Source organism: Paenibacillus sp. JGP012 (assembly GCF_014203995.1).
Classification (GTDB): domain Bacteria; phylum Bacillota; class Bacilli; order Paenibacillales; family Paenibacillaceae; genus Paenibacillus; species Paenibacillus silvae.
Window position 1 is genome coordinate 57193 of record NZ_JACHKG010000006.1, and the last position, 25401, is coordinate 82593.

23 protein-coding genes and 1 riboswitch are annotated in these 25401 nt (G+C 47.0%); of the genes, 16 read left to right on the forward strand and 7 right to left on the reverse strand.

Features of this window, described 5'->3' with window-relative positions; all coding sequences use genetic code 11:
- Window positions 1-168: 168 nt before the first annotated feature.
- Both HNR77_RS10055 and HNR77_RS10060 read right to left on the reverse strand, forming a co-directional pair.
- On the reverse strand, window positions 169-645 hold the full coding sequence (locus HNR77_RS10055; protein ID WP_184183221.1) for a hypothetical protein: 477 nt from the start codon (window positions 643-645) through the stop codon (window positions 169-171).
- A 325-nt stretch (window positions 646-970) separates the two neighbouring features.
- Complete coding sequence (locus tag HNR77_RS10060; protein ID WP_184183224.1) at window positions 971-1918, reverse strand: helix-turn-helix transcriptional regulator; 948 nt, start codon at window positions 1916-1918, stop codon at window positions 971-973.
- A 96-nt stretch (window positions 1919-2014) separates the two neighbouring features.
- On the opposite strand from HNR77_RS10060, the gene HNR77_RS10065 reads away from it, so the two are divergent.
- The 11 genes from HNR77_RS10065 (at window position 2015) to HNR77_RS10115 (ending at window position 15025) form a co-directional block, all read left to right on the forward strand.
- Complete coding sequence (locus HNR77_RS10065; protein WP_184183227.1) at window positions 2015-2458, forward strand: VOC family protein; 444 nt, start codon at window positions 2015-2017, stop codon at window positions 2456-2458.
- Between the two features lie 394 nt (window positions 2459-2852).
- Window positions 2853-3773, forward strand: coding sequence for a methyl-accepting chemotaxis protein (locus tag HNR77_RS10070; RefSeq protein WP_184183230.1), 921 nt, complete (start codon window positions 2853-2855; stop codon window positions 3771-3773).
- Between the two features lie 175 nt (window positions 3774-3948).
- Window positions 3949-5661 (forward strand): spore germination protein, encoded by a 1713-nt coding sequence (locus HNR77_RS10075; protein ID WP_184183233.1) that lies wholly within the window; start codon window positions 3949-3951, stop codon window positions 5659-5661.
- Between the two features lie 45 nt (window positions 5662-5706).
- On the forward strand, window positions 5707-6807 hold the full coding sequence (locus tag HNR77_RS10080; RefSeq protein ID WP_184183236.1) for a GerAB/ArcD/ProY family transporter: 1101 nt from the start codon (window positions 5707-5709) through the stop codon (window positions 6805-6807).
- Complete coding sequence (locus HNR77_RS10085; RefSeq protein ID WP_184183240.1) at window positions 6804-8006, forward strand: Ger(x)C family spore germination protein; 1203 nt, start codon at window positions 6804-6806, stop codon at window positions 8004-8006. The genes HNR77_RS10080 and HNR77_RS10085 overlap by 4 nt, the downstream gene beginning before the upstream one ends.
- A 109-nt stretch (window positions 8007-8115) precedes the next feature.
- Window positions 8116-8217, forward strand: a riboswitch (SAM riboswitch).
- Window positions 8218-8308: 91 nt separating this feature from the next.
- Window positions 8309-9703, forward strand: coding sequence for an S-methylmethionine permease (gene mmuP / locus HNR77_RS10090; protein WP_184183243.1), 1395 nt, complete (start codon window positions 8309-8311; stop codon window positions 9701-9703).
- A gap of 5 nt (window positions 9704-9708) precedes the next feature.
- Window positions 9709-10779, forward strand: coding sequence for a homocysteine S-methyltransferase (mmuM, locus tag HNR77_RS10095; RefSeq protein ID WP_260410492.1), 1071 nt, complete (start codon window positions 9709-9711; stop codon window positions 10777-10779).
- A 503-nt stretch (window positions 10780-11282) separates the two neighbouring features.
- The gene (locus HNR77_RS10100; protein ID WP_111272682.1) at window positions 11283-12119 is read left to right on the forward strand and encodes a transporter substrate-binding domain-containing protein; all 837 of its coding nucleotides are present in this window, start codon (window positions 11283-11285) and stop codon (window positions 12117-12119) included.
- Window positions 12120-12132: 13 nt separating this feature from the next.
- Window positions 12133-13467, forward strand: coding sequence for a CapA family protein (locus HNR77_RS10105; protein WP_184183249.1), 1335 nt, complete (start codon window positions 12133-12135; stop codon window positions 13465-13467).
- Window positions 13468-13514: 47 nt separating this feature from the next.
- On the forward strand, window positions 13515-14270 hold the full coding sequence (locus tag HNR77_RS10110) for an amino acid ABC transporter permease (protein ID WP_184183252.1): 756 nt from the start codon (window positions 13515-13517) through the stop codon (window positions 14268-14270).
- Window positions 14270-15025, forward strand: a complete 756-nt coding sequence (locus tag HNR77_RS10115; protein WP_184183255.1) for an amino acid ABC transporter ATP-binding protein — start codon at window positions 14270-14272, stop codon at window positions 15023-15025. Before HNR77_RS10110 ends, HNR77_RS10115 begins: the two co-directional genes overlap by 1 nt.
- 208 nt (window positions 15026-15233) lie before the next feature.
- Here the strand turns inward: HNR77_RS10115 and HNR77_RS10120 are convergent, their stop codons facing one another.
- Window positions 15234-16079: a helix-turn-helix domain-containing protein gene (locus HNR77_RS10120; protein ID WP_260410463.1), complete on the reverse strand. Its 846-nt coding sequence runs from the start codon at window positions 16077-16079 to the stop codon at window positions 15234-15236.
- Window positions 16080-16304: 225 nt separating this feature from the next.
- Between HNR77_RS10120 and HNR77_RS10125 the strand changes: the two genes are divergently transcribed.
- Both HNR77_RS10125 and HNR77_RS10130 read left to right on the forward strand, forming a co-directional pair.
- Window positions 16305-17081: a sugar phosphate isomerase/epimerase family protein gene (locus HNR77_RS10125; protein ID WP_184183258.1), complete on the forward strand. Its 777-nt coding sequence runs from the start codon at window positions 16305-16307 to the stop codon at window positions 17079-17081.
- A 98-nt stretch (window positions 17082-17179) separates the two neighbouring features.
- Complete coding sequence (locus HNR77_RS10130; RefSeq protein WP_184183261.1) at window positions 17180-18202, forward strand: Gfo/Idh/MocA family protein; 1023 nt, start codon at window positions 17180-17182, stop codon at window positions 18200-18202.
- 675 nt (window positions 18203-18877) lie between these two features.
- Here HNR77_RS10130 and HNR77_RS10135 read toward each other — a convergent pair.
- Together HNR77_RS10135 and HNR77_RS10140 are read right to left on the reverse strand one after the other, a co-directional pair.
- Window positions 18878-19828 carry an aldo/keto reductase gene (locus HNR77_RS10135; RefSeq protein WP_184183264.1) on the reverse strand — a complete coding sequence of 317 codons (951 nt, stop codon included), beginning with the start codon at window positions 19826-19828 and terminating at the stop codon, window positions 18878-18880.
- 69 nt (window positions 19829-19897) lie between these two features.
- Entirely contained in the window at window positions 19898-20902 is a 1005-nt protein-coding gene (locus tag HNR77_RS10140) for a Gfo/Idh/MocA family protein (protein WP_184183267.1), read from the reverse strand.
- 117 nt (window positions 20903-21019) lie between these two features.
- Between HNR77_RS10140 and HNR77_RS10145 the strand changes: the two genes are divergently transcribed.
- From HNR77_RS10145 to HNR77_RS10155, 3 genes are all read left to right on the forward strand, one after another.
- Window positions 21020-21859 (forward strand): AraC family transcriptional regulator, encoded by an 840-nt coding sequence (locus tag HNR77_RS10145; protein WP_110899478.1) that lies wholly within the window; start codon window positions 21020-21022, stop codon window positions 21857-21859.
- Window positions 21860-22112: 253 nt separating this feature from the next.
- The gene (locus tag HNR77_RS10150) at window positions 22113-22520 is read left to right on the forward strand and encodes an Rrf2 family transcriptional regulator (protein WP_184183269.1); all 408 of its coding nucleotides are present in this window, start codon (window positions 22113-22115) and stop codon (window positions 22518-22520) included.
- Window positions 22521-22706: 186 nt separating this feature from the next.
- Entirely contained in the window at window positions 22707-23159 is a 453-nt protein-coding gene (locus HNR77_RS10155) for a nuclear transport factor 2 family protein (RefSeq protein WP_184183271.1), read from the forward strand.
- Window positions 23160-23397: 238 nt separating this feature from the next.
- Here the strand turns inward: HNR77_RS10155 and HNR77_RS10160 are convergent, their stop codons facing one another.
- Entirely contained in the window at window positions 23398-23565 is a 168-nt protein-coding gene (locus HNR77_RS10160; RefSeq protein ID WP_184183273.1) for a hypothetical protein, read from the reverse strand.
- A gap of 442 nt (window positions 23566-24007) precedes the next feature.
- The gene (locus HNR77_RS10165) at window positions 24008-25381 is read right to left on the reverse strand and encodes an MFS transporter (RefSeq protein WP_184183275.1); all 1374 of its coding nucleotides are present in this window, start codon (window positions 25379-25381) and stop codon (window positions 24008-24010) included.
- Window positions 25382-25401: the final 20 nt, after the last annotated feature.

The following is a 25401-nucleotide window of genomic DNA, read 5'->3' on the forward strand; positions in this document are numbered from 1 at the left end:
TTGGCAATGTAGAGACTGCTTGTCATTTTATTTATAAATACAATGATGTGGTAGTCCATTATATGATTTAGTTAACTAATCTTAAAGACATAACATATGTAAGAGTGAAGCGAATTTCGCTTCACTCCGTAGTTAAATGAATTTTTAGATTGAAAAAATAATATAAAATTACTCTACGAAAACATTGGCACTTATACTTACATTGCCAGGACCATTATTGTAATAACCTAAGAAGTACGTACCAGCTTCCTGGATGAAGTATCTTCTGTGATATCCGTTACCCGAGACATTCCATCCAACATTGTTGCTTCCATTTTCTTTGAACACCACGTACGTTACATTAGGTATGCTAGAGCCGTCAACGGATGTTTGTGTAATATCAATGTAAAATGAAGTTGGGGCATTAATTGTAACTCTGGCATAGTTGTAAGTCGTTTGAAGACCATCCGTTGGAGAGAGATTGTTGTGGAAAACCCACATAACGAGTTGTGATTGCAGCGCAACTGGAAGGAAATCGGATAGCTTGGTGTGGGTGCCCCCTCCATAGTCTCTTGCTGGCTCCATCTCAGCTGCCATAGCAGGTTGAGATATTCCTAAAATCATCAGTGAAGCAAAAGCACTAAGAAGCCCCTTTTTTAACCACATACATTAAACCTCCTTAATATAAGTGTATGAGAATGGCCATTTCTCAATATAATAATTGCATAAAAAGAAAAATTTGTAAATAGATATCTATATTTCAATTATTGAAAATATTATACTTTCTAAGTGTTATTAATTGAATTCATTTAATTAGTTCGAACACCTGCAATTTCTTGGCAGGAAAAAGATTCAGGGAAACTGATCGGCAAAATGAAGGCGGTATGAGCTGTGCTAAATATTAATATGATAAACGTTCATTAGTTTACTAATCTTTCACAGAGATTAACTTGAACTTATAAGAGTATAGTTGTTGCTGCATCACCAATTCCTATATATGACTCAACAAATGCAAATAATGCTGTCTCAGTGATTCCTTTAACGTGTCAGGTGCAACAATCTGAATAGAGGTGCCGTAACTTGCAAGATAGCTCACGATGAAATCCAGTTCATGGGATTCATAGGTCCCGACGAGCATATGCATACCATGCTGTTCTTCAAGGTGCATAGATGGAAAGTAGTTCTGACGAAATAACTCCATTCCCGCCTCGCTGATCTTGCATTGAAACGAGATCGCCTGCTCGGATGGTTTCCATAAGGCATGAAGATGCTCTGCATGTAGTAGATCGGCAACCTGCTTAACAGGCTCAATATCAGTTAACAACGCCGTTATCATGCGATCACAGCGAAATACACGGTAAGCTTTCTTTTTCAGATCATACGCCTGACAGTACCAGTAGCCTTTACTGGCGTACAGTGCAATGGGCTGAATGATACGGGGACTGGCTTCTACGTTGTGCTTGTCCGAATACGTCATCTGAATGACCTGCTGCTGCACAGCCGCCATTAATAGAAGCTCCAGGTGGGAGCTGTCCTTGATTTGTTCCGTATGTTTGAAGGTAACACGCTGCTGCATATTGTGAATATTGTCCCGCTGCTTGTCGGATAGTGCCGCCATAAACTTCTGATGAACGGAATCAAATGTCGTCTGGAATGGCAGGCTGGAGAAGCTGCGAAGCGCCTGCATGGCAAAATACAGGGCATGAAGCTCATCTGTGTTAAAAGAGATCGGAGGCAGCTGCATTTGCTGGAGCAGCCGATAGCCGCCGTAACGTCCATATTCAACATAGATGGGCGCACCCATCTCTTCCAAAGACGCAATATCCCGCAGAGCCGTGCGTTTGGAGATTTGGAACTCCTGCATCAGCTCAGGCAAGGTGAAATGTTGTTTTTGATTAATGAAGCGAAGCATGTGATGTAATCGTTCTGTTTTCTTCACAAGGCTGTACCCTGTCCTTTCAATGGTGCCGTGAATTGGCACCTTTACTTGTTATAGTCCTAAGTGTAAGGCAAACGAATAGAGGAGGCAATTCTGATGAAGTATGAAGTTATTCCATTCCTGTCCATGAACGGGGATGCAGCGAAGGCCATTGCATTTTATGAGAAAACGTTAGGGGCGAAGGTGCTTTTTCGCAAGAGCTACAAAGAAATGAAAGAGATGAGTCCTGAGTTCACGTATCCTGAAGGCCAGGATGAGTATGTCACACATTCCGTGCTGCAGGTTGGCGTAAACAAATTAATGATTGCTGAAGAAGCGATGGATGCGGAAAGGCCTTGGGAATCGGGGAATAGTATTTCAATGTGCATTCAGTCTCGAGATCAAGATCAGATCGACCGATTATATGAGGAATTATCGCAGCATCCAGGGGTAAAGGTGCTTGTCCCTTACGAACAGAATGAATTCAGCCCCGGCTATGGCATCGTTCGTGATCCGTTTGGTGTTGTCATACAGCTGTGTGTTACAGTGCATGATTTTTGATAACTATAATTTTCACTTAACAACTGCTTAAAGATGTATCATGCTAAAGAAGAGTAAATGGGGATATGAATCTCCAGCTACTCTTCTTTTTTAATAAATATGGTGCGGAACGTGAATTTTGCCCTAGAAAACAGATGCAATTTGTTGTATGATTCGGCCCGTAACGTTTAGTACGTAGAAAAAACTGTATGTGTGTGAAAAAAATATATTTTGAGATTTATGCAATTCAGTGATCCAAAAGTAATGAATTGGGGTATCAATACCTAGAATCAAATGCAGGAATGAAGGTGCGTTAAACGAAAACTTGTGATCTGCACTTGTCATCCATCTGCATCAGGCAAGCAGTTACAATATATGACGTTATTGACTACGGGACGGATTGTGGGGGATTTAGATGACTTTATTGGGGAATGTGCAGCAGGATGAGGTTACGGACGCACTGGTGATCAAGGCGCTGGAGAGAAGCTTGGCCATTATCCGGTTTGATGTAAATCGCAAGGTTACATACGTGAATGATGTATTTGCTTCAACAATGGGGTATACCAAGGAAGAGATGTATGGCATGCATCATCGTCAATTATGTTTCGGCAAGTTTACAGACAGTCCGGCGTATGAGGAGTTTTGGAGAAGTATTTTGAACGGAAAAAGTTTTCAGGACAAGGTGGAGCGGATGGATGCCGGAGGGCAGTCTGTATGGCTCGAAGCCACGTACATGAGGGTATATGATGAGTCTAATCAAAAAATTGTTGGAGTCTGCAAGATGGCAACCAATATTACGAATCGTCAGAATAATATAACAACCGTTGTACAGGAGCTGAAGGCACTCTCTCAGGAATTAAACGAGCAGGCCGGTGCGGGCATCGGTCGAAGCCATGAGCTGTTGTCTAGCGTTGCTTATATCTCGGAGGTGTCGGCAACAAACCAGTCTACACTGACTCATCTTCAGGAACAGGCTGGCTCCATTCAAGGTGTGGTACGCACGATTCGGGAAATATCATCCCAGACACAGCTGCTGGCACTGAACGCGGCTATTGAAGCTGCACATGCAGGAGAGTTTGGAAGAGGCTTCGATATTGTAGCGAAGGAAGTGCGCAAGCTGTCTGCGATGGTGGAGAAATCCATTAATGAGATTCGGGATAGTGTCACGGGTATAACCAAGGAAATTACGAATATCACCAACGGCACCAAAAAGGTGGAGCAGTACGTGCAGCATAGCAATGAGAGAATTGAGATTGCATTACAGGATTTCAAAACAATCGCAGACGCAGCTCGCCTGCTTGATGACAAGGCACAGCATGTGACTCGGATAGTATAAGTTGAATATCAGAACGATTCTGCTCCTTGCAGGGTCGTTTTTTGTTGTTCAAGAAAATAGAAGAAAGCGTTCTATTGGATATGCTGCCAAAAACACGGAATTTTTGCGGGTAAACAGGACACAATAATTCGGGAATACCTGTAGCTTGATTTTTGCAGAGAGGGAGGCGGAGGACATGTGGTCTAAGATTATATCGTATATTCCTGAATGGCCGATATGGGTTCAGGCTATGCTGGTATTCATTGTACCCGTGATTATTACGCTGATCTGGAGATGGTTGAATACAGCTGTACAGAGAGGCAGCTTTTCTCGTTCAACCAAGCCTTCCATCTCTTCCAGAGACATTTCGCCCGCAGAAGCACGCATAGGACCGGGTACAGAGACAGGACATTATGCAAACATCAAATTAACAGGCGAATATGCAACAGATATGACAAGTGTGAAAGAAACTTTTGCCAAAAATGCAGATGTACATATTCGCGAGTTTACGATCAGAGGTACAAGCACAAGGGCTGCTGTGATGTATACCGAAGGATTGGTGGATCAGGAATTAGTTGATGAGCATTTGATTACACCGCTAATGACGGATGGTGTGCCTGAACTGAAACAGGAGGGGTTTGTGCATCCGGAGAATCGTCAGGCGCTGTCCAGCTATATCCGGAACCAATTGCTGCCTGTCAGCCAGATTCAGGAGACAGGTTCGCTGCAGGAGTTTGCACTCGGTGTACTGGTTGGGAAGAATGGATTGCTGGTGGATGGTATGCCAGGCGGTATGCTGATCGGCACGTCGAAGGGCAAGACACGAAGCATTGATGAGCCGTTATCCGAAGCATTACTGCGGGGGCCGCGAATTGGATTTACGGAGCAGCTGAGTGACAATACAGGCATTTTGCGTCGGTATGGCAGCGATCAGAGCTTGTTCATTGAAAAGATTGAGGTAGGCTCGCGCATTAAAAAAGACCTCGCCATCGCTTACATTCAGGACATTGCTGACCCGAAGCTGGTGGCAGAAGTCGAGAAGCGCATTCGTGAGATGGATATGGACAATTTCCTTGAATCAGGTTATGTCGAGCAATTGATTGAAGACAATACACTGAGTCCGTTCCAGCAAATATTAAATACAGAGAGGCCTGACCGGGTGATCGGTGCCCTGCTGGAAGGACGAGTGGCGATTTTACTGGACGGGACGCCATTTGTACTCGTTGTACCCGTGACCTTCAGCATGCTGCTGCAATCTCCCGAGGATTATTATGAGCGCTGGATTCCTGGTAGTTTTCTACGTATGCTGCGCTTTCTATCTGCCATGCTGGCTTTGCTTGCGCCCGCCCTGTATATCTCGTTTATCTCATTTCATCCAGGTCTGATTCCCACCAAGCTAGCATTGACCATCATTGAAACGAGGACAGGAGTACCTTTCCCCGCCCTTATTGAAGTATTGATTATGGAGCTGTCTATCGAAATTCTGAGGGAAGCAGGAATTCGTCTCCCTAAGCCAATTGGACCTGCGATGGGAATCGTCGGGGGTCTCATTATTGGCCAGGCTGCGGTACAAGCGGGAATTATCAGTCAGTTCCTGGTCATCGTGGTGGCCGTGACGGCAATCTCTTCTTTCACCATTCCAGTATACAGCGCAGGATTAACATTGCGGATTTTGCGATTTGCTGCCATGTTCAGTGCTGCAGTGCTCGGATTGTATGGCGTAGTCATGTTCTTTCTGCTGATATGCACACATCTCGCGAGGTTAACAAGCTTTGGTGTTCCATATGTGGCACCAGCTGTTCCATATCGTATGAGTGACTGGAAAGATTTTATTATCCGTGCACCTCTTTCCATGATGAGAAGACGCCCCGAGATGATGAATACGGTGGATGAGGATCGGAAGAAGTAGGCAGGCATTCGCTTGTATCAATTGTAGGCGTGGAGGTGTAGTGAAGTGAATGACGCTCAGGGGAAAATAAGTACTACACAGGCGGTTGTGATCATCGTCAATTATATGCTGGGTGCAGGGATATTAACGCTGCCACGAACGATGAGCAAAGCGGTGGGAACACCTGACGTCTGGATCTCCATTATTTTGTCCGGGCTAATCATCACAGGAGTGGGTATCATTCTTGTGACCCTGTGCCGCCGATTTCCCGAAAAAACAGTATTTCAATTCACAAGGGAAATTACCGGACGCTGGATCGCGTACATTCTGGGATGTTCGATGATCTTGTATTTCATGATTATTGCTGCCTTTGAGATCAGAGTGATGGCTGATGTAACGGGTATGTATCTGCTTGAGCGTACACCGACATGGGCCATTGTGATGGTATTTATGTGGATTGGCGTCTATCTCATCTCTGGCGGGTTATCGGTGATCCTGCGTGTATTTGAGATCATTCTGCCCATTACACTGGTCATCTTTGTTATGGAAATTCTGCTTAGCAATCAATTGTTCGAGATCAGCAATTTAAGGCCTGTTTTGGGTGAAGGGATCATGCCAATCATTAAGGGCTTGAAGCCATCGCTGTTGTCTTATACAGGTTACGAGGTCATGCTGGTCATTACGGCATATATGCAGAATCCGAAAAAAAGCAATAAAGCGATAACATGGGGCATTGCTGTTTCCACTGCTGTCTACCTCATTACGGTGGTCATGGTTGTAGGAAGCCTTTCACTTGACGGAATCAAAACGAGGACTTGGCCGACGCTGGAATTGGTACGAAGCTTCGAAATACAAGGCTTGATCTTTGAGCGCTTTGAATCGCTCCTGCTGGTTATCTGGATTATGCAGATCTTCTCCACGTTTGCAATTACCCATTACTGTGCTTCAGTAGGCATTCGTGACTTATTCAAGACCAAAAAAATGGGCAAGATCATGTATGTTCTGCTGCCTATTATATATATAGCGGCGATGATGCCCAAAAATGTAGATGAAACCTTTGCACTTGGCGATATGCTGGGTAACGCTTCGGTTTTGCTGTTCGCCATCTTGCCCTTGATCCTGTTGGTCATAAGCATGATACGTAAAAAAGGAGGCAAGCACGCATGATTTTCTTTCGCCTGCTGGGACGGATCACTTGCGTTGTGACCATCCTGAGTTTACTCTCAGGCTGCTGGAGCAGCAGAGAAATTGAGGACTTGAGCTTGTACGTTGCTCTCGGTATTGATGTGGGTCAAGAAACCGAGTTTGAGAAAAAAATTGCGGAGCAGGGAGGACGTTATCCCAAGCTGGACAATGTAACAGCTACCGTTCAGATTGCGCCAGGATATTCCAGCAGCCAAAAAAGTGAGCAGTCAGGATCACCTGCATCCGGTAAAACGTCTTATTCCAATGAACGGCTTTCTGGTGATTCCTTGCTGCAGATTTTCCGTCAGTTTGCCTTGCGCCGTGATCGCCCTCTCATTGGACATCACCTTAAGGTCATTGTGATTTCCAAGGATATTGCCAAAAAATACGGGCTGGATCAGCTGCTGGATTTTATACTGCGCGATAACGACATTCGCCCGAACTGTCTGGTGCTGATCAGTCATCATCGTGCGGTAGATGTGCTTACATCTAATGACCCGTCACGCATTCCGGCATTTTATCTTACGGGGATTACGAATAATTATTATATTTCCAACAAAATTCTGGAGCCTGTATCGCTCGCGAAGCTTGATGCCCAGATGCAATCCGAGTCGAGTTTTCTATTGCAGAATGTACTGAACTATAACGGGGAGGACAAGTTCTCGGGCGGCAGCATCTTCGATGCCAAAACCAAGAAGTTTATCGGTGAGCTTGACCAAACGGATCTGGAGGCTCTGTCCTGGCTCAGACCAAATCAAAAGGGTGGAGTCATCAAGACCTACAGCAAGGAAGGATTTACGGTAATCTATGAGATCAAAAAGAAAAGAACCAAGATTATTCCGAAAGTAGTTGGTGATGACATTTCATTCCACATTAAAGCCGAATCTGATGGTTGGATGATGGAGGATTGGCGAGCTCCGGAAAAGGAGGAGAAGGGAGCTTATCGGGATGATTTGGAAAAGGATTTTGCAAAATTGGTTGAACAGCAGATTAAGGATATGTTGTATAAACTCCAGCATACGTATCAGGTGGATGTTGCCGATTTTCGGGACACAATTCGAATCAAATATCCGAAGACATGGAAGAAGGTGAAGGATCACTGGGATGAGGTGTTTGCGAAGGTGCCCATCACATATGAGGTCAAGACCAGAATTGTGAATCCGGGGTCTTCTACAGAGTAGCTCGTTGGAATTTTGTAGAGGGAGCAGGCTATTGGAACAGGATGCAGGCGTAATTCTATTTAAATGTTGACACATCAGGTGGCAGTCGATATAGTTATAAAAAATCATTTTCTTATCCAGAGAGGTGGAGGGACTGGCCCTTAGAAACCTCAGCAACAGATCTGAAGGATACTGTGCTAATTCCAGCGGGTGAAAGCCTGATAGATAGGAGCAGTTGTTTTTATTTGTCAGTAGAGGCGCACTCTTCGGGAAGAGTGGGTCTTTTTTGTTTGCTCTGGATGAAGAAGCAGGGAGTATGTCATATGGAGAATAACAGCGATAAAGGTCATTTTCAGCGTAAGATGCAAACGAGACATGTGGTCATGCTTTCGCTTGGCGGCGTCATTGGAACGGGATTATTCCTTAGTTCGGGGTACACGATTCAGCAGGCGGGACCGCTCGGTACCATTTTATCCTATCTCATCGGGGCACTCGTCGTGTATCTGGTTATGCTCTGTCTGGGCGAATTATCAGTATATATGCCAGAGACGGGTGCATTCCACAGCTACGCAGCCAAATATATCGGCCCAGCTACAGGTTATACGGTTGCCTGGCTGTACTGGCTGACCTGGACAGTCGCACTGGGCTCAGAATTTACGGCAGCCGGGCTGCTGATGCAGCGCTGGTTCCCGTCCGTAAATGTCTGGATATGGAGTGCACTGTTTGCTCTGATGATTTTTCTGTTTAATGCGTTCACGGTTAAACTGTTTGCCGAATCCGAATTTTGGTTCTCCTTGGTGAAGGTGATGACGATTGTGCTCTTTATTATTATTGGCGGGGCTGCCATGTTTGGGATTATTCCGATGGCAGATGCGTCTCCGGCGCCACTCTTTACCAACATTACAGCATCAGGTTGGTTTCCGCATGGAGCCACAGCCATATTAATGACGATGCTGGCCGTGAACTTTGCCTTTTCGGGTACAGAGCTGATTGGCATTGCTGCCGGAGAGACGGAAAACCCGGAAAAAAACATTCCAAAAGCCATTCATACGACATTATGGCGTCTGATTATTTTCTTTATCGGTACAATTGTTATTTTGTCTGCGCTGCTGCCGATGTCGGACGCAAGCGTGCTGGAAAGTCCATTTGTAGCCGTGATGGAACGGATTGGTGTTCCGTATGCGGCAGACATTATGAATTTTGTTATTCTAACGGCGATTCTTTCCGCAGCTAACTCGGGATTATATGCTTCCTCACGAATGTTATGGTCACTGGCAGATAAAAAGACCATCTCTCCATCGTTTGCGCGCTTGACCAAGCGTGGTGTGCCGTTCAACGCGCTGGTGCTCAGCATGGCTGGTGGTGCGCTGGCATTGCTGTCCAGCATCATTGCACCTGGAACCGTGTATATTACACTTGTCTCTATCTCGGGTCTTGCTGTAGTGGCGGTATGGATGAGCATCAGCGTGTCTCAGTATATGTTCCGCAGACAGTATCTGCGAGAAGGAAACAAAGTGCAGGATCTGGTTTACCGGACACCGCTATATCCAATCGTACCTATCGTTTCATTTTTGCTGTGCCTGGCCTCCTGCATCGGCATTGCTTTTGATCCGACACAGCGAATTGCTTTATACTGCGGTATTCCATTCATTATTCTGTGTTACATCGTATATTACCTGACAGATCGTACGAAGAAGAAAAGAGGGTTGACCCCATGACTAAAATGGAGCAAACGAATGATATCAATGTAATTCAACGTATTCTGAACGACTATCCACTCATGATTCTGGATGGTGCACTGGCTACGGAGCTTGAGCAGCATGGCTGTGATCTGGATGATCCGCTCTGGTCTGCACGTGTGCTGCTGGAGAACCCGGATGTCATTGTGCAGGTACACGCGGATTATTTTCGTGCAGGAGCGGATTGTGCAATTACTTCAAGCTATCAGGCCACTGTCGAAGGTTTCCGCAAGCGTGGCATTGGAGAGAAGGCTGCGCTGGAGTTGATTCGCAAGACGGTAGAGCTTGCTGCAAAGGCGAGAGATGACGTGTGGGCAGAAGTGCAGGGTGTCACAGTAGAAGGCGGCAGTTCAACGAGACCACTTGCAGAAGTGTCTTCGGGACGTGCCGAGAACGTGGGAAACGAGCAGAGTGAAAATCGTACAGGTGAGCATACGGGTGGTGAGAAGCTGGGTCGTCCGCGCCCTATAGTCGCTGGCTCCGTTGGGCCATACGGTGCTTATCTGGCGGATGGTTCAGAGTACGTGGGGCATTATGGCGTATCGGATGAGACATTGGCAGCATTCCATCGTCCGCGTATGGCAGCGCTGGTTGAAGCGGGAGCAGATGTGCTGGCGCTCGAGACGATCCCTTCATTGCAGGAGGCTCGGGTGTTGGTTGAATTGCTCAAGGAGTTCCCGGAGACATGTGCCTGGCTTTCGTTCTCGTTAAAAGACGGGACAAGCATCAGCGAAGGCACACCGCTTCAGGTATGTGCACAGACATTTGGTTCCGAGCGGCAGCTTGCGGCGATTGGTCTGAACTGCGCTCCAATGGAAGTCGTTACGGAAGCGATTGGTATCTTGCGCCGTGCCAGTGATAAACCGGTTATCGTATATCCCAATTCAGGCGAGACTTACGATGCGGAAACCAAAACATGGAGCGGCCAAGGTTCCTGTGGCAGTATGAAGGACGCATCGGAGCAATGGGTTGCTGCGGGTGCCCAGATTATTGGAGGCTGCTGCCGTACAACACCGCATCAGATTAGCGAGCTGGCGAAGAAGTGGCGAAATTAACGGAAAAATGCTAAATAGCCCTTACCTATCGAGTGAACAGGTAAGGGCTATTTGTTGTTTATTCAATCACGAGCATGCGAGGTGACATTTGACGAATTTCTCTGGAAGCCAGCCAGCAGCCAATAACTGCAGGCTAATGCAGCATGTAATGAAGACAAAGATGAATGTTACAAGGATGAACAGCAGACCTTACGTTTAGGGTTCATGGGATCGCTCCAGTTTAATATAGTTGAGATTGAATAGATGATGCTTGGATTTTTAAGAAGCTGTTTCTAATATTGTACATTTTTGCCGGAGAAGAGTCACAGGAAAGTTTAATTCGGAGGATGTAGAAAAGTGTCGTTCGGAGAATGTAGAAAGGTGTCGTAATATGTAGTTGTCTTTGTCGAATTACCTTGACAGAGTATATACACCGTGACATAATACATTTCATACTAATTTACTATGAATTATAATTCATGGTTAGAATAACAGAGAGATAACACAACAAGGGGGATATAACAATGAAGAAGAAATTTGTGCCGGGAATTCTTTTATTAGTGCTCGGGTTGATGATTGCCGGTTGTGGCAACAAAAACGAAGCGAGTTCAGGTGCGGGTGCGGAATCCGGTCAGAAGACGATTATTGCGGCAACAAGCGGCGTGAGTAACCCGTTCAGCTACGATAAAGACGGTACACTTACCGGTTATGATGTCGAAGTCATGAAAGCCATTTTCGAGAAGCTCCCTGAGTATAAACTTGAAGTACAAGCGATTGAGTTTGAAGGCATTCTGACAGGTCTGGATAATGGACGTTTTCAATTAGGAGCCAACAACTTCAGTTCCAATCCAGAACGACGCAGCAAATATAATTTCTCTTTGCCTATTATCGAAAATGCTAACGTTTTTGTGGTACGCAAGGATGATAACACCCTTAAATCGATTGAAGATTTGAAAGGATACAAGGCAGTAACCGAAGTAGGCAACTCAGGTGCAACGCTGCTGGAGAACTATAATACAGAGCATCCGGATGCCAAAGCAGATATTATGTACACCGAAGAAAACTTTGTTAAACAATTTGAAGGCATTGAAGCAGGAAAATACGACGTTCGCATTATTTCTCGTGTTTCTGCGGAAAAAGCAATCAAGGAGCATGGCTTCACTAACCTGAAAGTGGTTCCATTCTCTACAGAAAATAGTGACCCGGGTTCCTACATCCTGTTCTCCAAGTCGGCGGACAGTGCATTGCTGGATGCGGTGAACAAAAGAATTAAAGAAATGTACAATGATGGAACATTGCTCAAGATCAGTGAAGAGCAGCTCGGCGGCGACTATCTGCCGAAGAAAGAATTGATGGAGTAGGGAAGGGGATCACATGAAATTTATCGTTACAGGAGATGCGTTGTTTTCCAGCAGTCATGTAGATAAAACCATGGACCCGAACCTGCTGGCTCTTTTAAAGGAAGCTGATGAGGTTTTCACCAATGCTGAATTTGTTACCCCGCGTAAAAATACAGTACCGGCCGCAGGCCGGGGATACCAGACCAGTGTACGTCCCAAAACGCTGGACGAGTTTGCACGTTTGAATATTCGCTACGTCGGCTTTGCCAACAACCACACGGGTGATTACGGCATCGAAGGACTTACGGATACGCTTGCTGAAGCGGAACAGCGCGGTCTGATTCCTCTGGGAGTTGGAATGAGTCTGCACGAAGCTCGTAAGCCGGTATTTATCGATACGGCTGATGGACGAATTGCCATCATTACGATTGGTGTAACACGCAGCGAAGTATTTGCTGCCTCCAATCCGGGGAACGGTGTTCCCGCCCGTCCAGGTCTGAATCCGCTTCGCTGGTCACGTACGTATGTGGTTAATGAGCAGGATTTTGAGGCATTGAAGGGCATTAGCGAACGGATTGGCATTGCTGCAAGTATGGAAACAGGTAAACGGATTGAGACATTCAAGAGCAAATCCGAAAATCACTATGAGTTTGGATCATTGTTTGAGGGTTATCTGACCTTTGAAAAGGGCGACAACTCTCGCGTTAAAACAACAGCGCATGCCCAGGATCAGCAGGAGATTCTGGAAACGATCCGTGATGCCAAAGAACGCAGTGATTTTGTTTTCGTTAATCTGCATACGCACGAGGGAGAGAATGAGGACTGGTATTCGGATTATCCGGCGGAATTTATCGAGAATTTCGCAAGAAGTGCTGTGGATGCAGGAGCTCATTGTGTATTCGGACATGGTGCGCATTTTACAAGAGGTGTGGAGCTGTATCAGGGTCAGCCGATTTTCTATAACATTGGCAGCTTGATCATGGAATTTGAGGCGGGGGAATCCATTATATCTCCTGAGATGTTCACTGCTTACGGTTATGCAGAAAATGAATCTCCCTCCACGCTTCACAAGAACAGAACCAAAGATAGCGATGGAAACTGGCAGGGCTTCTATAGTCACCGGAAATTTTCGGAGAACTTCCTGATTTCGTTTGACCTGAATGCAGATCAGCAGAAGTTTGATTATGAGTTGATTCCGATTGATCTCAGATTAACTCATGCCCGCGTGACCAAACGAGGTTTGCCTGTGCTAGCTTCGGAGGAGGCTACGGCTTCTTTAGTTGAAAGGCTTAATAATGTGAGCAAAGAGCGCTACAACACTGAAATTATACGCGAGGGCGAACGTTTAACTGTGAAAGAGTGGAAGTAATTCCGCTCTTGCTTTTTTTTGAAAATGAAGGTGGAAGGATGTAAACCATGGGAGAAATTTTTGATATCAACGCGGTATTTTCAGCCATCCCTCGTCTGTTAGAGGTTCTTCCTGTGAGTCTGCAGATTACGGCGATTTCAATGGTTGTAGGTCTGGTCTTTGCTTTGCTGTTTGCGGTGATACGCATGAAAAAAGTACCAGTACTCAGCCAGCTTGTCACGCTGTTTATTTCGTTCATCCGGGGGACACCGATCATCGTACAGCTCTATCTGACGTATAACGGGATACCGCTGTTATTAAAGTTTATCAACCAGCAGTACGGCACCGATTACAACATTAATGCGGTACCCGCAATGCTTTTTGTACTTGTGACATTTGCATTTAATGAGGCAGCTTACAATTCCGAGACGATTCGTGCAGCCCTGCAATCCGTAAACAAAGGGCAGATTGAAGCAGCGGAATCCCTTGGCATGACCTATCTTCAAGTGCTGAAGAGAGTTATTGTTCCCCAAGCACTCGTTGTAGCGATTCCACCTCTTGGCAATGCCCTTATAGGTCTGTTAAAAGGCACATCACTCGCGTTTGTTGCAGGGGTTATTGAGATGACTGCACAAGGTAAAATTATTTCGGGCAGCAACTTCCGCTTTTTCGAAGTATATCTGGCTCTAGCCCTCATCTATTGGGTGATGACCATTATTATCGAACAGATTCTTCGTTTTCTGGAGAAACGCTTCTCTATTCCTGATCCAGTGCAGCAAACGATGAATCGCGGCTGGTTTTCATGGGGAAGGAGGGGCATTTAATGATCAAGGTAAGTCATCTGTCAAAATCCTTCCATAACAATCTGATTCTGAATGATCTTTCGGTCGATATTCAGAAGGGAGATGTTGTGGCGCTAATTGGCTCTTCGGGTGCAGGGAAATCTACTTTTCTACGCGCATTAAACTGTCTGGAAGCAGCCGATCAGGGTCAGCTGGATCTGGAAGGCTTCAAAGTTGATTTCAGTACAATTACAAACAAGCAGCGGCTTGAACTGCGCAAGCAGACGGCTATGGTATTCCAGCACTTCAACCTGTTCCAGCACCGTACGGCTCTGGATAATGTAAAAGAAGGCTTGAAGGTTGTCAAAAAAATGAATGATAAAGAAGCGACTGAACTGGCTAAATTGCAGCTGGAGCAGGTCGGCTTGTCCGAACGTGCACATTATTATCCGAAACATCTGTCTGGGGGCCAGCAGCAGCGTGTGGGTATTGCACGTGCACTTGCGATGAAACCCAAGCTGCTGCTGCTGGACGAGCCAACTTCTGCGCTTGACCCGGAGCTCGTGGGTGAAGTGCTGCAGACGATCAAAAAGACAGCTGCTTCGGGACAAACGATGCTTCTCGTTTCGCACGAAATGAGCTTTGTTTATGAAGTGGCAACCAAGGTGTTGTTTCTGGATAAAGGTAAAATTGTTGAAGAAGGTACACCCGATGAAGTGTTTAACCACCCGAAATCGGAACGTGCCAAAGAGTTTTTGCATAATTATTTCCGCAACAAAGGTGAGCATCGGGCATAGGGCGCGATTGAAGCTGTACGGTTGGAAGATTTCATTCTGATGCCTTGCCTGACATGAAATTATATACTGAACGCATTCAATCTGATTTGAATTAACATGCGAACATACGAGGTTGACTCTAATGTTCATATATAAAACGCTTTGGGAGAGACATACAATTGTATGTGTGAAGCCCGAAGCGTTTTTCATTTTGCTATGAGCAGCAGTGTTACACATGTTCCAGATCATCCGTCGGTTCATGCTGCCTGGATTTAAGGTACTCTGCCGGAGATACGCCAAAATGTGCACGGAATACCCGGTGGAAATAGGAATAGCTTGCAAAACCGCAGGATTCGGCAATGTGCTCTAATGTCATTTCACTGTATTTCATGCGCTCCAGAGCAGCATTCAGACGGATTTCGATGGCATACTGAATCATGGTCTGGTTGTAATGTTCCTTGAATAAACGAACGGCGCGAGAAAGGCTGAGTCCGGCGTAACGTGCAGCTTCATCCAGCTTGAACGTCACGGTAGCATGTTCTTCAATAAAACGCTTGAGCTTGAGAGCCGAGGAAACGGCCCGATCTGTCTGAATATTTTCCGTAATTGCCCGGTCAATGTACAGGCATAGTCCTCGCAGCAATGCATCCTTGAGCTCTGCATTTTCCTCCAGCGGCCCTCGCCGTTTCTCCAGCAGCATGTTGCGCCACAGACTGATCAGCTTGTCATCCAGGCCGATGCGGCTTACGGTAGGACGTGACTGGCGTTTCCACCACTTCTCAATCCAGCTGCCTTCACAGAACAGGTAGTAGTCGCCGCTGGACAAACGCCCTTCCTTATGCGGTTCATCCACCACAAGGCGGTAATCATCTCCCGGTTTGAGTAAAAGCAAATCACCGCTTGTCATGCGAAATTCCTGCTCCTGCACGTATACTTTACACGAGCCTTCCGTCTGCAAACGGAATAGATAGGTGGATAGCTCGCCTTTCATATTATGACTGAATGCCTTGTAATGATAGGAGTAGTCACAGATCAGTACGGATGTGGATGTGTCCGATGTGTGCAATGTGTCCAAGATGTACGCCTCCCCCTGATTCGATCCAGCTGTGTCCGTGAGTCTGGTGATGGTCGAGTGAAGTTATATAGCCAAAGGATTGGACTACTTCAGGATGAAAATAAAATTTGAGCAGATAGTTCATGTTCTGACTATATTGTATATGTTCATTCTAGCCTGTTTTGCGTTAGGATGATACCAGATAGAGCAATGCAAGCAAATTTCGAGAGCAGAGGAGTATCTGTCATGAAAAAACTTAACATTGGTTTGCAACTTTTTACACTTCGTGATGAAACTGCAGCAGACTTTCGTGGTACACTGCGCAAAGTAGCCGCCCTTGGTTATGAAGGGGTCGAATTTGCCGGATATGGCGACATTCCAGCAGAGGAAATGAAAGCGCTACTAGACGAGCTCGGTCTGAAAGGATTCAGCAGTCACGTATCACTGCATGCCATGCGCGAGGATTTGCAAAAACAAATCGATTACCTGAAAACGATCGGTGCACAATATATGATCTGCCCTTATCTGATGCCGGAGGATCGCCCGGACAATGCGGAGGGCTGGACTAAGCTGTTTGAAGAATTACAGCAGTATGGAGCCGAAGCGGCGAAGCAAGGCCTGATCTTTGGTTACCACAATCATGACTTTGAATTCCATGGTCAGGTTGGAGATGCCAATGCTTTTGATGCCATGTTCGCTCAAACGACACCGGAAGCGGTACAGGTGGAAATGGACGTATGCTGGGTGCAGTTTGCCGGACAAAATCCGATCGAGTATATTAATAAATATGCGGGCCGTTTGCCGCTGCTTCACTTGAAAGATTTCAGCAAAGACGAGCAGGGTCAGATGAAAACATTGGAGCTTGGACAAGGCGAAGTAAATCTGTCGGCTGTAATTGAAAGCGCAACAAATGCAGGTGTAGAGTGGCTTATCGTGGAGCAGGACGTATGCCAGAACCCGCCGCTCGAGAGCGTAGAGAACAGCCACAACTGGCTGAAGCAAAACTATTTGAACCAGTTTTAAGCGGTTCCAAATTTGAAGAGCGTTAACCTAATTTCGTTTAAGATTTAACATCTGACCGTGTCAAACATGAATCTAATTGTCAAAGGAGAATTTTGTACATGAGTAAAATTAAAGTTGCTGTATTCGGCTGCGGAGCGATTGCCCAGCGCAGACATATTCCAGAGTACGCTGCCAATGAGAACGTAGAACTTGTTGCATTTGCTGATCCGGTCGTGGAGCGTGCGCAGGAAATGGCTGAAATGTACGGCGGTAAAGCGTATTCCAGTTATGAGGAATTGCTTGCCAATGAAACAACAGTAGATGCAGTGAGCGTATGTACACCGAACTATCTGCATGCACCTATGTCGATTGCTGCTGCCAATGCGGGCAAGCATGTGCTGGTTGAGAAGCCGATGGCGGTTTCTACTGAAGAAGGCGAGCAAATGATTGAGGCGGCTAAGAAAAATGGCGTATATCTGATGGTAGGTCACAACCAACGTCTGATGCCGCCGCACGTGAAAGCAAAAGAAATTCTGGATTCCGGCCGATTGGGCAAAGTGCTGACCTTCCGTACTGCTTTTGGTCACCCGGGTCCGGAAGGCTGGAGTTTAGATGGAGCAGGCAGCTGGTTCTTCCGCAAAGAAGAAGCAATCATGGGCGCAATGGGCGACCTGGGCGTGCACAAATCCGACTTTATCCGTTATTTGCTGAATGACGAAGTATCCGAAGTGGCTGGTTTTATCAGCACGCTGCACAAAGAAGGCACGGATGTGGATGACAACGCTACATGTCTGCTTCGCATGAAGAGCGGTGCAATTGGCACACTCGTAGCCAGCTGGACACAATACAGAGGCGGAGACAACAGCACCGTGCTATGGTGTGAGAACGGCGTAATGAAAATCGGTACTGTGGATGGCGACGAGGTTATCGTTGAGCTGACCAATGGTACGGTTGAAACGTACAAAGTGGGCGCTATGGCGACAAACGAAAAGCAAGTACCAAGCGGTGTGATCGATGCATTTGTTGAGTCCATCGTGACCAAGACGCCACCAACCATCTCTGGTGAAGAGGGCCTGCGTTCTCTGCAAGTGATCCTGGCTGCATTTGAATCCCAGAAAACAGGTCAAATCATCAAGCTGTAGTAGGCCGAATAGGATAGAATCCGCTTTTGGTTCGTAATCCGTAGGTGTGCCACCGTAAGCGAATGAAGCGATGATTCCCTGCGTGCCTATGGTGTAGAATGAAAATATGAATTCAACTAAAGGACATTCTCCAGTGAGCAGTATGCTGGTGGATGTCTTTTTTTTATGTGAGTGAGCAGAGGAGAAGCAAATGAGCGAAGGTGCGCGAAACGTTAGGTTGCGCTAACGATCTCAGATGAGCTTATTTGCATGATTTTGGCAGTCTGAGAAATGTAACGATCTCCAGAGAAGCTATTTCCTCCGAAATAGCTCAAAATGAGCAGATTTGAGCGTGAAATGTGGAAATAGCGTTTCTACGAATCGTTACATGTGAGGGTGTGCCAAAATGAGGTAAATAGTGTCATCTGGAATCGTTAGCGTTCCAGCGCAGCTTGTTGACTACAGCCGATGGTTCCAGATAGGTTTAATGAGGGATTTACGGTGGAGCGATATAAAAGTATACTTTGCGACGTGTGCGTGAAAATTACTCCACAGACAGCACATATTATCGAGCTATCCAAATAAAGGGATCAAGGCGAAAAGTTCTTTGCCTTGATCCCTTATTGTTTGGTCGCATCAGCTTATTTAACGTCTTGTGTTTTTACGTTTAGCGAGTTTAAAACTTCAGGCGGTAACTTACAGGCCTGCCGGTTTGACCTCACTCGCCAGATCAATCCAGGCAATCTCTTCTGAGGTGAGCGTAATGCGTGAGCCTTCGTCGCAGGAGAGCAGCTCTGCCTGATTCTGTGCGCCGATCAATGCGCAGGTCGGGAAGGACTGATTCAATACGTATGCCAGAGCAATCTGAATAGCTGTTGTGTTCTTCGATTCAGCCAATTCCCCGGCACGGCGCAGTCGTTCCCAGTTGCCATCGCTGTAGAATACACGCACCAGGTCAGCATTATCTCGTACTTCAGGCGTAAATCGGCCAGTGAAGAAACCGCGTGCCTGAGAAGACCAGGACAGGAGCGGCAATTGTGTCTGCTCATGCCATGCGAGCGTCTCAGCATCTGCGGATACACAGCCTGCCCAGAATGGCTCGTTCGCCTTGGCGAGACTGAGGTTCGGGCTGCTGAACGTGAAGCCTTTGAGACCATGGGATGCGGCATAAGCGTTAGCTTCCTCCAGCCGCTGCCAGGTCCAGTTGGAGGCGCCGATGGCGCCGATTTTGCCAGATTCGATATGTTCGTTCAGTGCTTCCAGGATTACAGCGACAGGAATGTTGGGATCGTCCCGATGGAGCGCATACAGCTCGACATGATCCGTTTGCAGCCGCTCCAGGCTATCCGTCAGGTCACTGCGAATGGCATCCGCGTTCACACGAGGGCCGTGCTGATTGTGATGTGCTCCTTTAGTCAGAATCACCATCTGGTCGCGATTGCCGCGTTCCTTCATATAACGTCCGAGAACCTCTTCGCTCTGTCCACCGCAATAGATATGTGCCGTATCTACCGTGTTGCCACCGATCGCCAGGAATGCATCCAGGTTTGTCGCTGCTTTCTCATAGGCATCATGCACGAAATAGTCTGTTCCTTTGATTAATCGGGAGACAGGTTTGCCTGCACCAGCGATTTCAATAAATTCCATTGATTCATCCATCCTCTCTGATCAAAGACAATTAGTCTTAAAGGGTTAATTCATCCTTAGGCTGCTGCCTCACAGGGTGATTCGTGTACGTTCCTCCGCTGAGCGAAGACAAGCTTCCAGCACTTTCATATTGGCTGCCGCATCGGAAGGGGAGAAACGAAGCTCTTTCCCTTGCAGCACAGCACGTGCCATATCATCCCCCTGTAAAGCGTAGTGATTGACCTGCTGCACTTCAACCTCGCGACGCTCCCCACCTGAGGTAACAAAGAAGTTGGAGCTGCTGTCCTGGCGAGCAATATAAGCAGAAGGCACTTCAATAATCCCGTCGGAGCCAAGCACCTCCAGCGTATTGCGGAAGGCCGCCCACATGCTGCTGTCAAAGGTAACGCCGACATGGTTATCGAATTCAAGCAGACCGGACGCCATCATATCGACCTGATCATGCTCCGGCGAGAACATGCCGATGACCGTTACTGCCTTGGGTTCCTGCCCTAACAGAAGCCGGGCCGCACTTATGGAGTAACAACCGATATCATACAGCGCGCCGCCACCCCATTCTTTACGGAAACGCACGTTGCCGGATGAACCGGAATTGTTAAATGAAAACGTACTGTGAATACCGCGGATCTCACCGATCTCGCCGCTGGCAATAATTTCACGAATCTGGTCATAACGCGGGTGATGGCGGTACATAAACGCTTCAGCCAGATGCACGCCTGCATCCGCACAAGCTTCAACCATTTCGAGAGCTTCCTTTTCGGTCAGAGCCAGTGGTTTTTCACATAAAATATGTTTGCCAGCCTGTGCTGCGCGGATCGTCCATTCCCGGTGCAGATGATTCGGCAGCGGAATGTAAACGGCATCAATAGAGTCATCCTCCAAAATAGCCTCATAACTCCCGTAAGCCTTTTCAATACCAAGTTTATCAGCGGTTTGCTGTGCTTTATCAAGGTCCCGGCTGGCGATGGCGGTAACCTCGTTCAACTCCGATTGCTGTAAGCCAGGAATGACAGAACCTATCGCAATGTTGGCGCTGCCAAGAATACCCCAGCGTAACTTTTGAACAGAATTCATAACTTGTTTCCTCCTGTAATTGAATGTATATTGTGATTATAATGAATAGATGAATGAATTAAAATGATAATATATTGAAGTTAATTAACACAATATTGTTTAATGGAGTGAATCACTATGATGAGACAGACGGTGCTGCTGACCCTGCAGGATATTCCCTACTTCTGTTACCCTGAGTCTGTCGGACATTATACCGATCATGAACAGCATGCCGTATTGCGAGAGGCAGGTGTGCTGAACAATTTCAATATTCATTATGTTGCAGCAGGCAAAGGGTATGTGGAAGCAGATGGTGTCGTGCATGAGCTTAGGGCAGGTCAGGCGGTACTCTATTTTCCGCATCAGCGACAGCATTATTATAGTAGTAAAGACGAGCCTTGGGACGTGCGATGGGTGCATTTTTACGGAGAACGTCTGCATGATTATATGCTGGAGCGCGGGCTGCATCGCAATCTGTTATGGACGCTAAGGCAGCGTACGTCCTGGGAGGAGGCTCATCTGGCGCTGCTTGACGAGGCCGAGCAGAACAAGATGCTTCGTCCAGCGCAGCTGTCGACACTGACGTATGCTTTACTTGCAGAATTTGTGCAGCATGCCGTTCCGCTCAAAAATACACGGGCAACAAGCAAAACGGAAAGCCGGGTGCTGGCGTTATTGCCGCAGATGCAGCAGGAGGCGTGCGAGCCTTTTTTGTTACAGGACTGGGCAGATCGAGCAGGGGTGAGTACGTATTATTTTTGCAAAATATTTAAAAATGCCGTGGAGATGACTCCACTGGAGTTCATCACGCGCTCCCGGCTGCAGATGGCGAAGCAGTGGCTGCTTGAACGTCCCTCGGACAACATCGGGCAGATTGCGGAGGAAGCGGGGTACCCGAATGCCAGCTATTTTAACCGCCAGTTTATGGCGCATGAGGGCATGACGCCCACCGATTATCGGGGACTGTATCACCACTAGCGCATGAGAGCTTTCTGCAAGAAAGCCGCATCGGAAGCATACGCTTATCACCGGATTTTTCCCTTTGGAAAAGGGAATCCAAAAATCTGGGGATAATCGCTACTCTCCAGGTTGCTCTGTCATCGGAGTGGTTTGTATGAGATCTTTAGTTCAACTTAAATAGTCTGTGTATTGCTTGGACGTTTGTTTGACAGGGCGTCCAATCAGGTCTATTATGGATAAATTAAATCCGTATATAATGAGGTGTACTCTCATGAAATATTCCAAAGCGACAAATTATGCGCTGCATACGATGCTGTATCTCGTCAGCACAGCGCCTGAGCAGCTGGTCAGCGTGCATCAGCTGGCTGATTTTCAGAAAGTGTCTCCAACGTACCTATCCAAAATTCTTACCAAGCTGGTGAAGGCGGGGATGATTGAATCCACTTCTGGTGCCAATGGAGGTTATCGTCTCAGCCGCAGGAACCCTGATCCGTCTTTTCTGGAAATTATTCATGCGATCGAAGGCCGGGCCTCTCTGTTTGAATGCTCGCAAAACCATAATGCCGAATGTTTGATTCAGCAGGTGATGGTTCAGGCGGAGGAAGAGATGGAAAGTTTCCTGCATCATAAAAAGATGTCCGAGCTGGCATCCCGGATGAGAGAAGCTCATTCGCTGTAAATGCTGTGGCTATAGGCGCTGTAGCTCCAGTGTGATTCTAGTATGTTTCTTCTCCTTTAAGATTGGGTAATGTCTTTAGATTTCTTGTTGGCCCAACGTTTTACCTGAGAGAAGGGCAATGCTACAATAAGGAATATCCGATCTATACATACTTAATCACATTTTACATCTCTGGAGGGAAAACACATGAGCCAAACGACAACGATGACGGAACTGGAGCAGCTGCTCGCACTTGAAAATATCAGAAATACCAAGGCGCGATACTGCCGCTATATTGATACGAAAGCCTGGGATGAACTTGGCCAGGTTTTTGCACCGGATGCCGTTGCCGATTTCAGTACCGAAGGTAATCCCATTCCCGTTTTGACTGGTCGTGATACGATTGTGCAGGTGTTCCGTGATCTCGTAGACCCGGCGGTAACGGTGCATCATGTGCATAGTGCAGAGGTGGAGTTTGTATCCGCGACTGAAGCGAAGGTCATCTCTCCGATGGAGGACTGGGTGACGTTTCCGGAAGGCAATGAGAATAAATCCTTTCATGGATTTGGACATTATCATGAGACGTTTGTCAAAATTGACGGGCAATGGTGCATCCAGCATACCAGCCTGAAGCGCCTTCGTCTTGATTTATTTGAATAGCTGAATAACATCGCGCGCTCTACAGCTGCAAAATTCTAACGATTTCAGGGAGCCTTATTTCCCACTTTTTGAGTTGTACTGAAATCTAACGATTCCAGGAGACGTTATTTCGCGAAATAACGCCAATTTTGCCCATCAGCGGCCTGTTTGTGACGAAATAGCGCTTCTGGGAATCGTTAGAGTTGGAATTCACTGAAAATGGGTCTAATAAGGCTTCTCCTGATCGTTAGCGCCGAAGTTAAAGTGTGTCTGCCGCATCCACTGCGAAATCTGACGCTGCATCTGACCCTACGTTCAACCCCACGTTTAACAACACCTCCGACGCTACGTCCACTGTTGTGTTCAGCGCCACATTTGGTGCTACGCCACGCACCACGATTAACATCACGTATGTCGCTACGTCCACCGCCGCATTCCGGGCAATGACCTACGTTCACCGCCCTCGTCCCACATCATCTCTAGCACCATGTCAGGCATTACACCGACATCGCATTCGCCACCATTCTCCGCCCGATTTGGTGCAAGGGGTACGCAAAAGCAGGTTATACATCCAATTTTTCCTTTACATAAGCTGTTTAAGGGGCAGTCTATGTGCAGCGTTACCAAGGCACGCTTTCTTTTTGCGTTGCAATTTGGAGAACGGGACTGGTCCCTGCCATTTCATGAATGATGGAACGGCCGTTTTGTTATGTAAGAACACATCATCGGTCTATCAGAATGTAAAAAAGAAAAAACCAGAAATTCTGTCTGAAGACAGAGCTTCTGGTTCGAACGAGGCAAGAGAAGGTCATCGAACCTTAACGTCATGTAGCAAAGCAACGCGCGCTTGGAGCTGCACACCTTAACTTTTACCGGGCTACTTGTTGTTTCCGTGCCTGCATTCTCAGATAAATTTGCGAAAAGATAACTGATGCGAGGCCAACCACGGTCATGCCCCAGAAAATAAAGCTATAAGCCGAGGATAGCTGCATGTTCTGCATCGCGGTCAAGGCAACTCCGGTTACAGCTACGCTGAATGCACCGCTGAAAAATTGACTAAGCTGGAACAGTCCCATGCCTGCGCCCACCTGATCCATGGACAGATTGCCTGACAATTCGTTGGATACGCTGGTCGTCAAGGAAGAGAAACCAACGCTCAGCAGCATATATACAACCATGATGGCATAGATGCTTTGGTCTGCAAACAGAGCGAATAGTCCGGCAGCGGCCAGGAGCAGCCAAGGGGCAAATTTCAGCAGCAGCGTATTGCCATGACGGTCAATCATGCGCCCGATGCGGTTAGACAGCAGCATCGACACGAGCGCACCCGGGAAGATCACAAGTCCCGATTGTGCGGGTGTCAGTCCGTAAAGATGAGCCAAAACCTGCGGCAGCAGGAACAACGTGGCGAAGTTGTTAATGTAAGATACAATACCCAGCGAGCTGAGGATCATATATTTTTTGTCTTTGAACAATGCGGGTTGCACAAATGGATCGGTTGCACGGCGAATGCGGAACCAGAACAGCAGCAGTGCGCTTACCCCGATGATGAGTGTAATGACCTGACGCGAAGTCAGGAATAACAGAATCCCGGTTGTACCGATGGCCAGCAAAATTGCGCCAATCAGGTCGAAGGACCCTTTTTGCGGCGTCTCTCGCGGTAACAGTTTGTAAAAAACAGGAATCAAAAATAACGCCAAACCTGTGACGATAAACAGATCATGCCATCCCAGGAACTGAGTAATGCTACCGCCAAGTACCGGGCCGAGTCCCAGACCCAGCGAACTGGCGGACATGATAACAGCCATCGATTTACCCCGGCGGTCATTCGGAATGTAGCGGGTAATCAGCACAATCGCAAGTCCCGGAACGGAAGCTGCGCCTGCGGCTTGAACCAGACGGGCAATGAGCAGAACAATGAAGTGGTTACTGAAGAAACCCAGGACAGATGCGGTTCCAAGCAGTGTAAGCCCGGTGGTAAACAGGGTGCGTATCGGCACAAAATCGGATAAACGGGAGAACGTAATCGAGGAAATCGCAAATACGATGGAATAACCCGTAACAATCCAGGAAGAAGCAACAGAGGTCAGCTTGAAGTCAGCCGCAATTCTGGGCAGAGCCAGATTAAACATCATCGTGTTCATCACGACGAGCACAACGGTGAAACCAAGTAATGCCACAATCAATCCTTCTTGTATGCTAGTCCGTTCCATCGGAGTTGCAGTAGTAGCCGTGTTGTTCATAAAAACCTCCTATCATGATG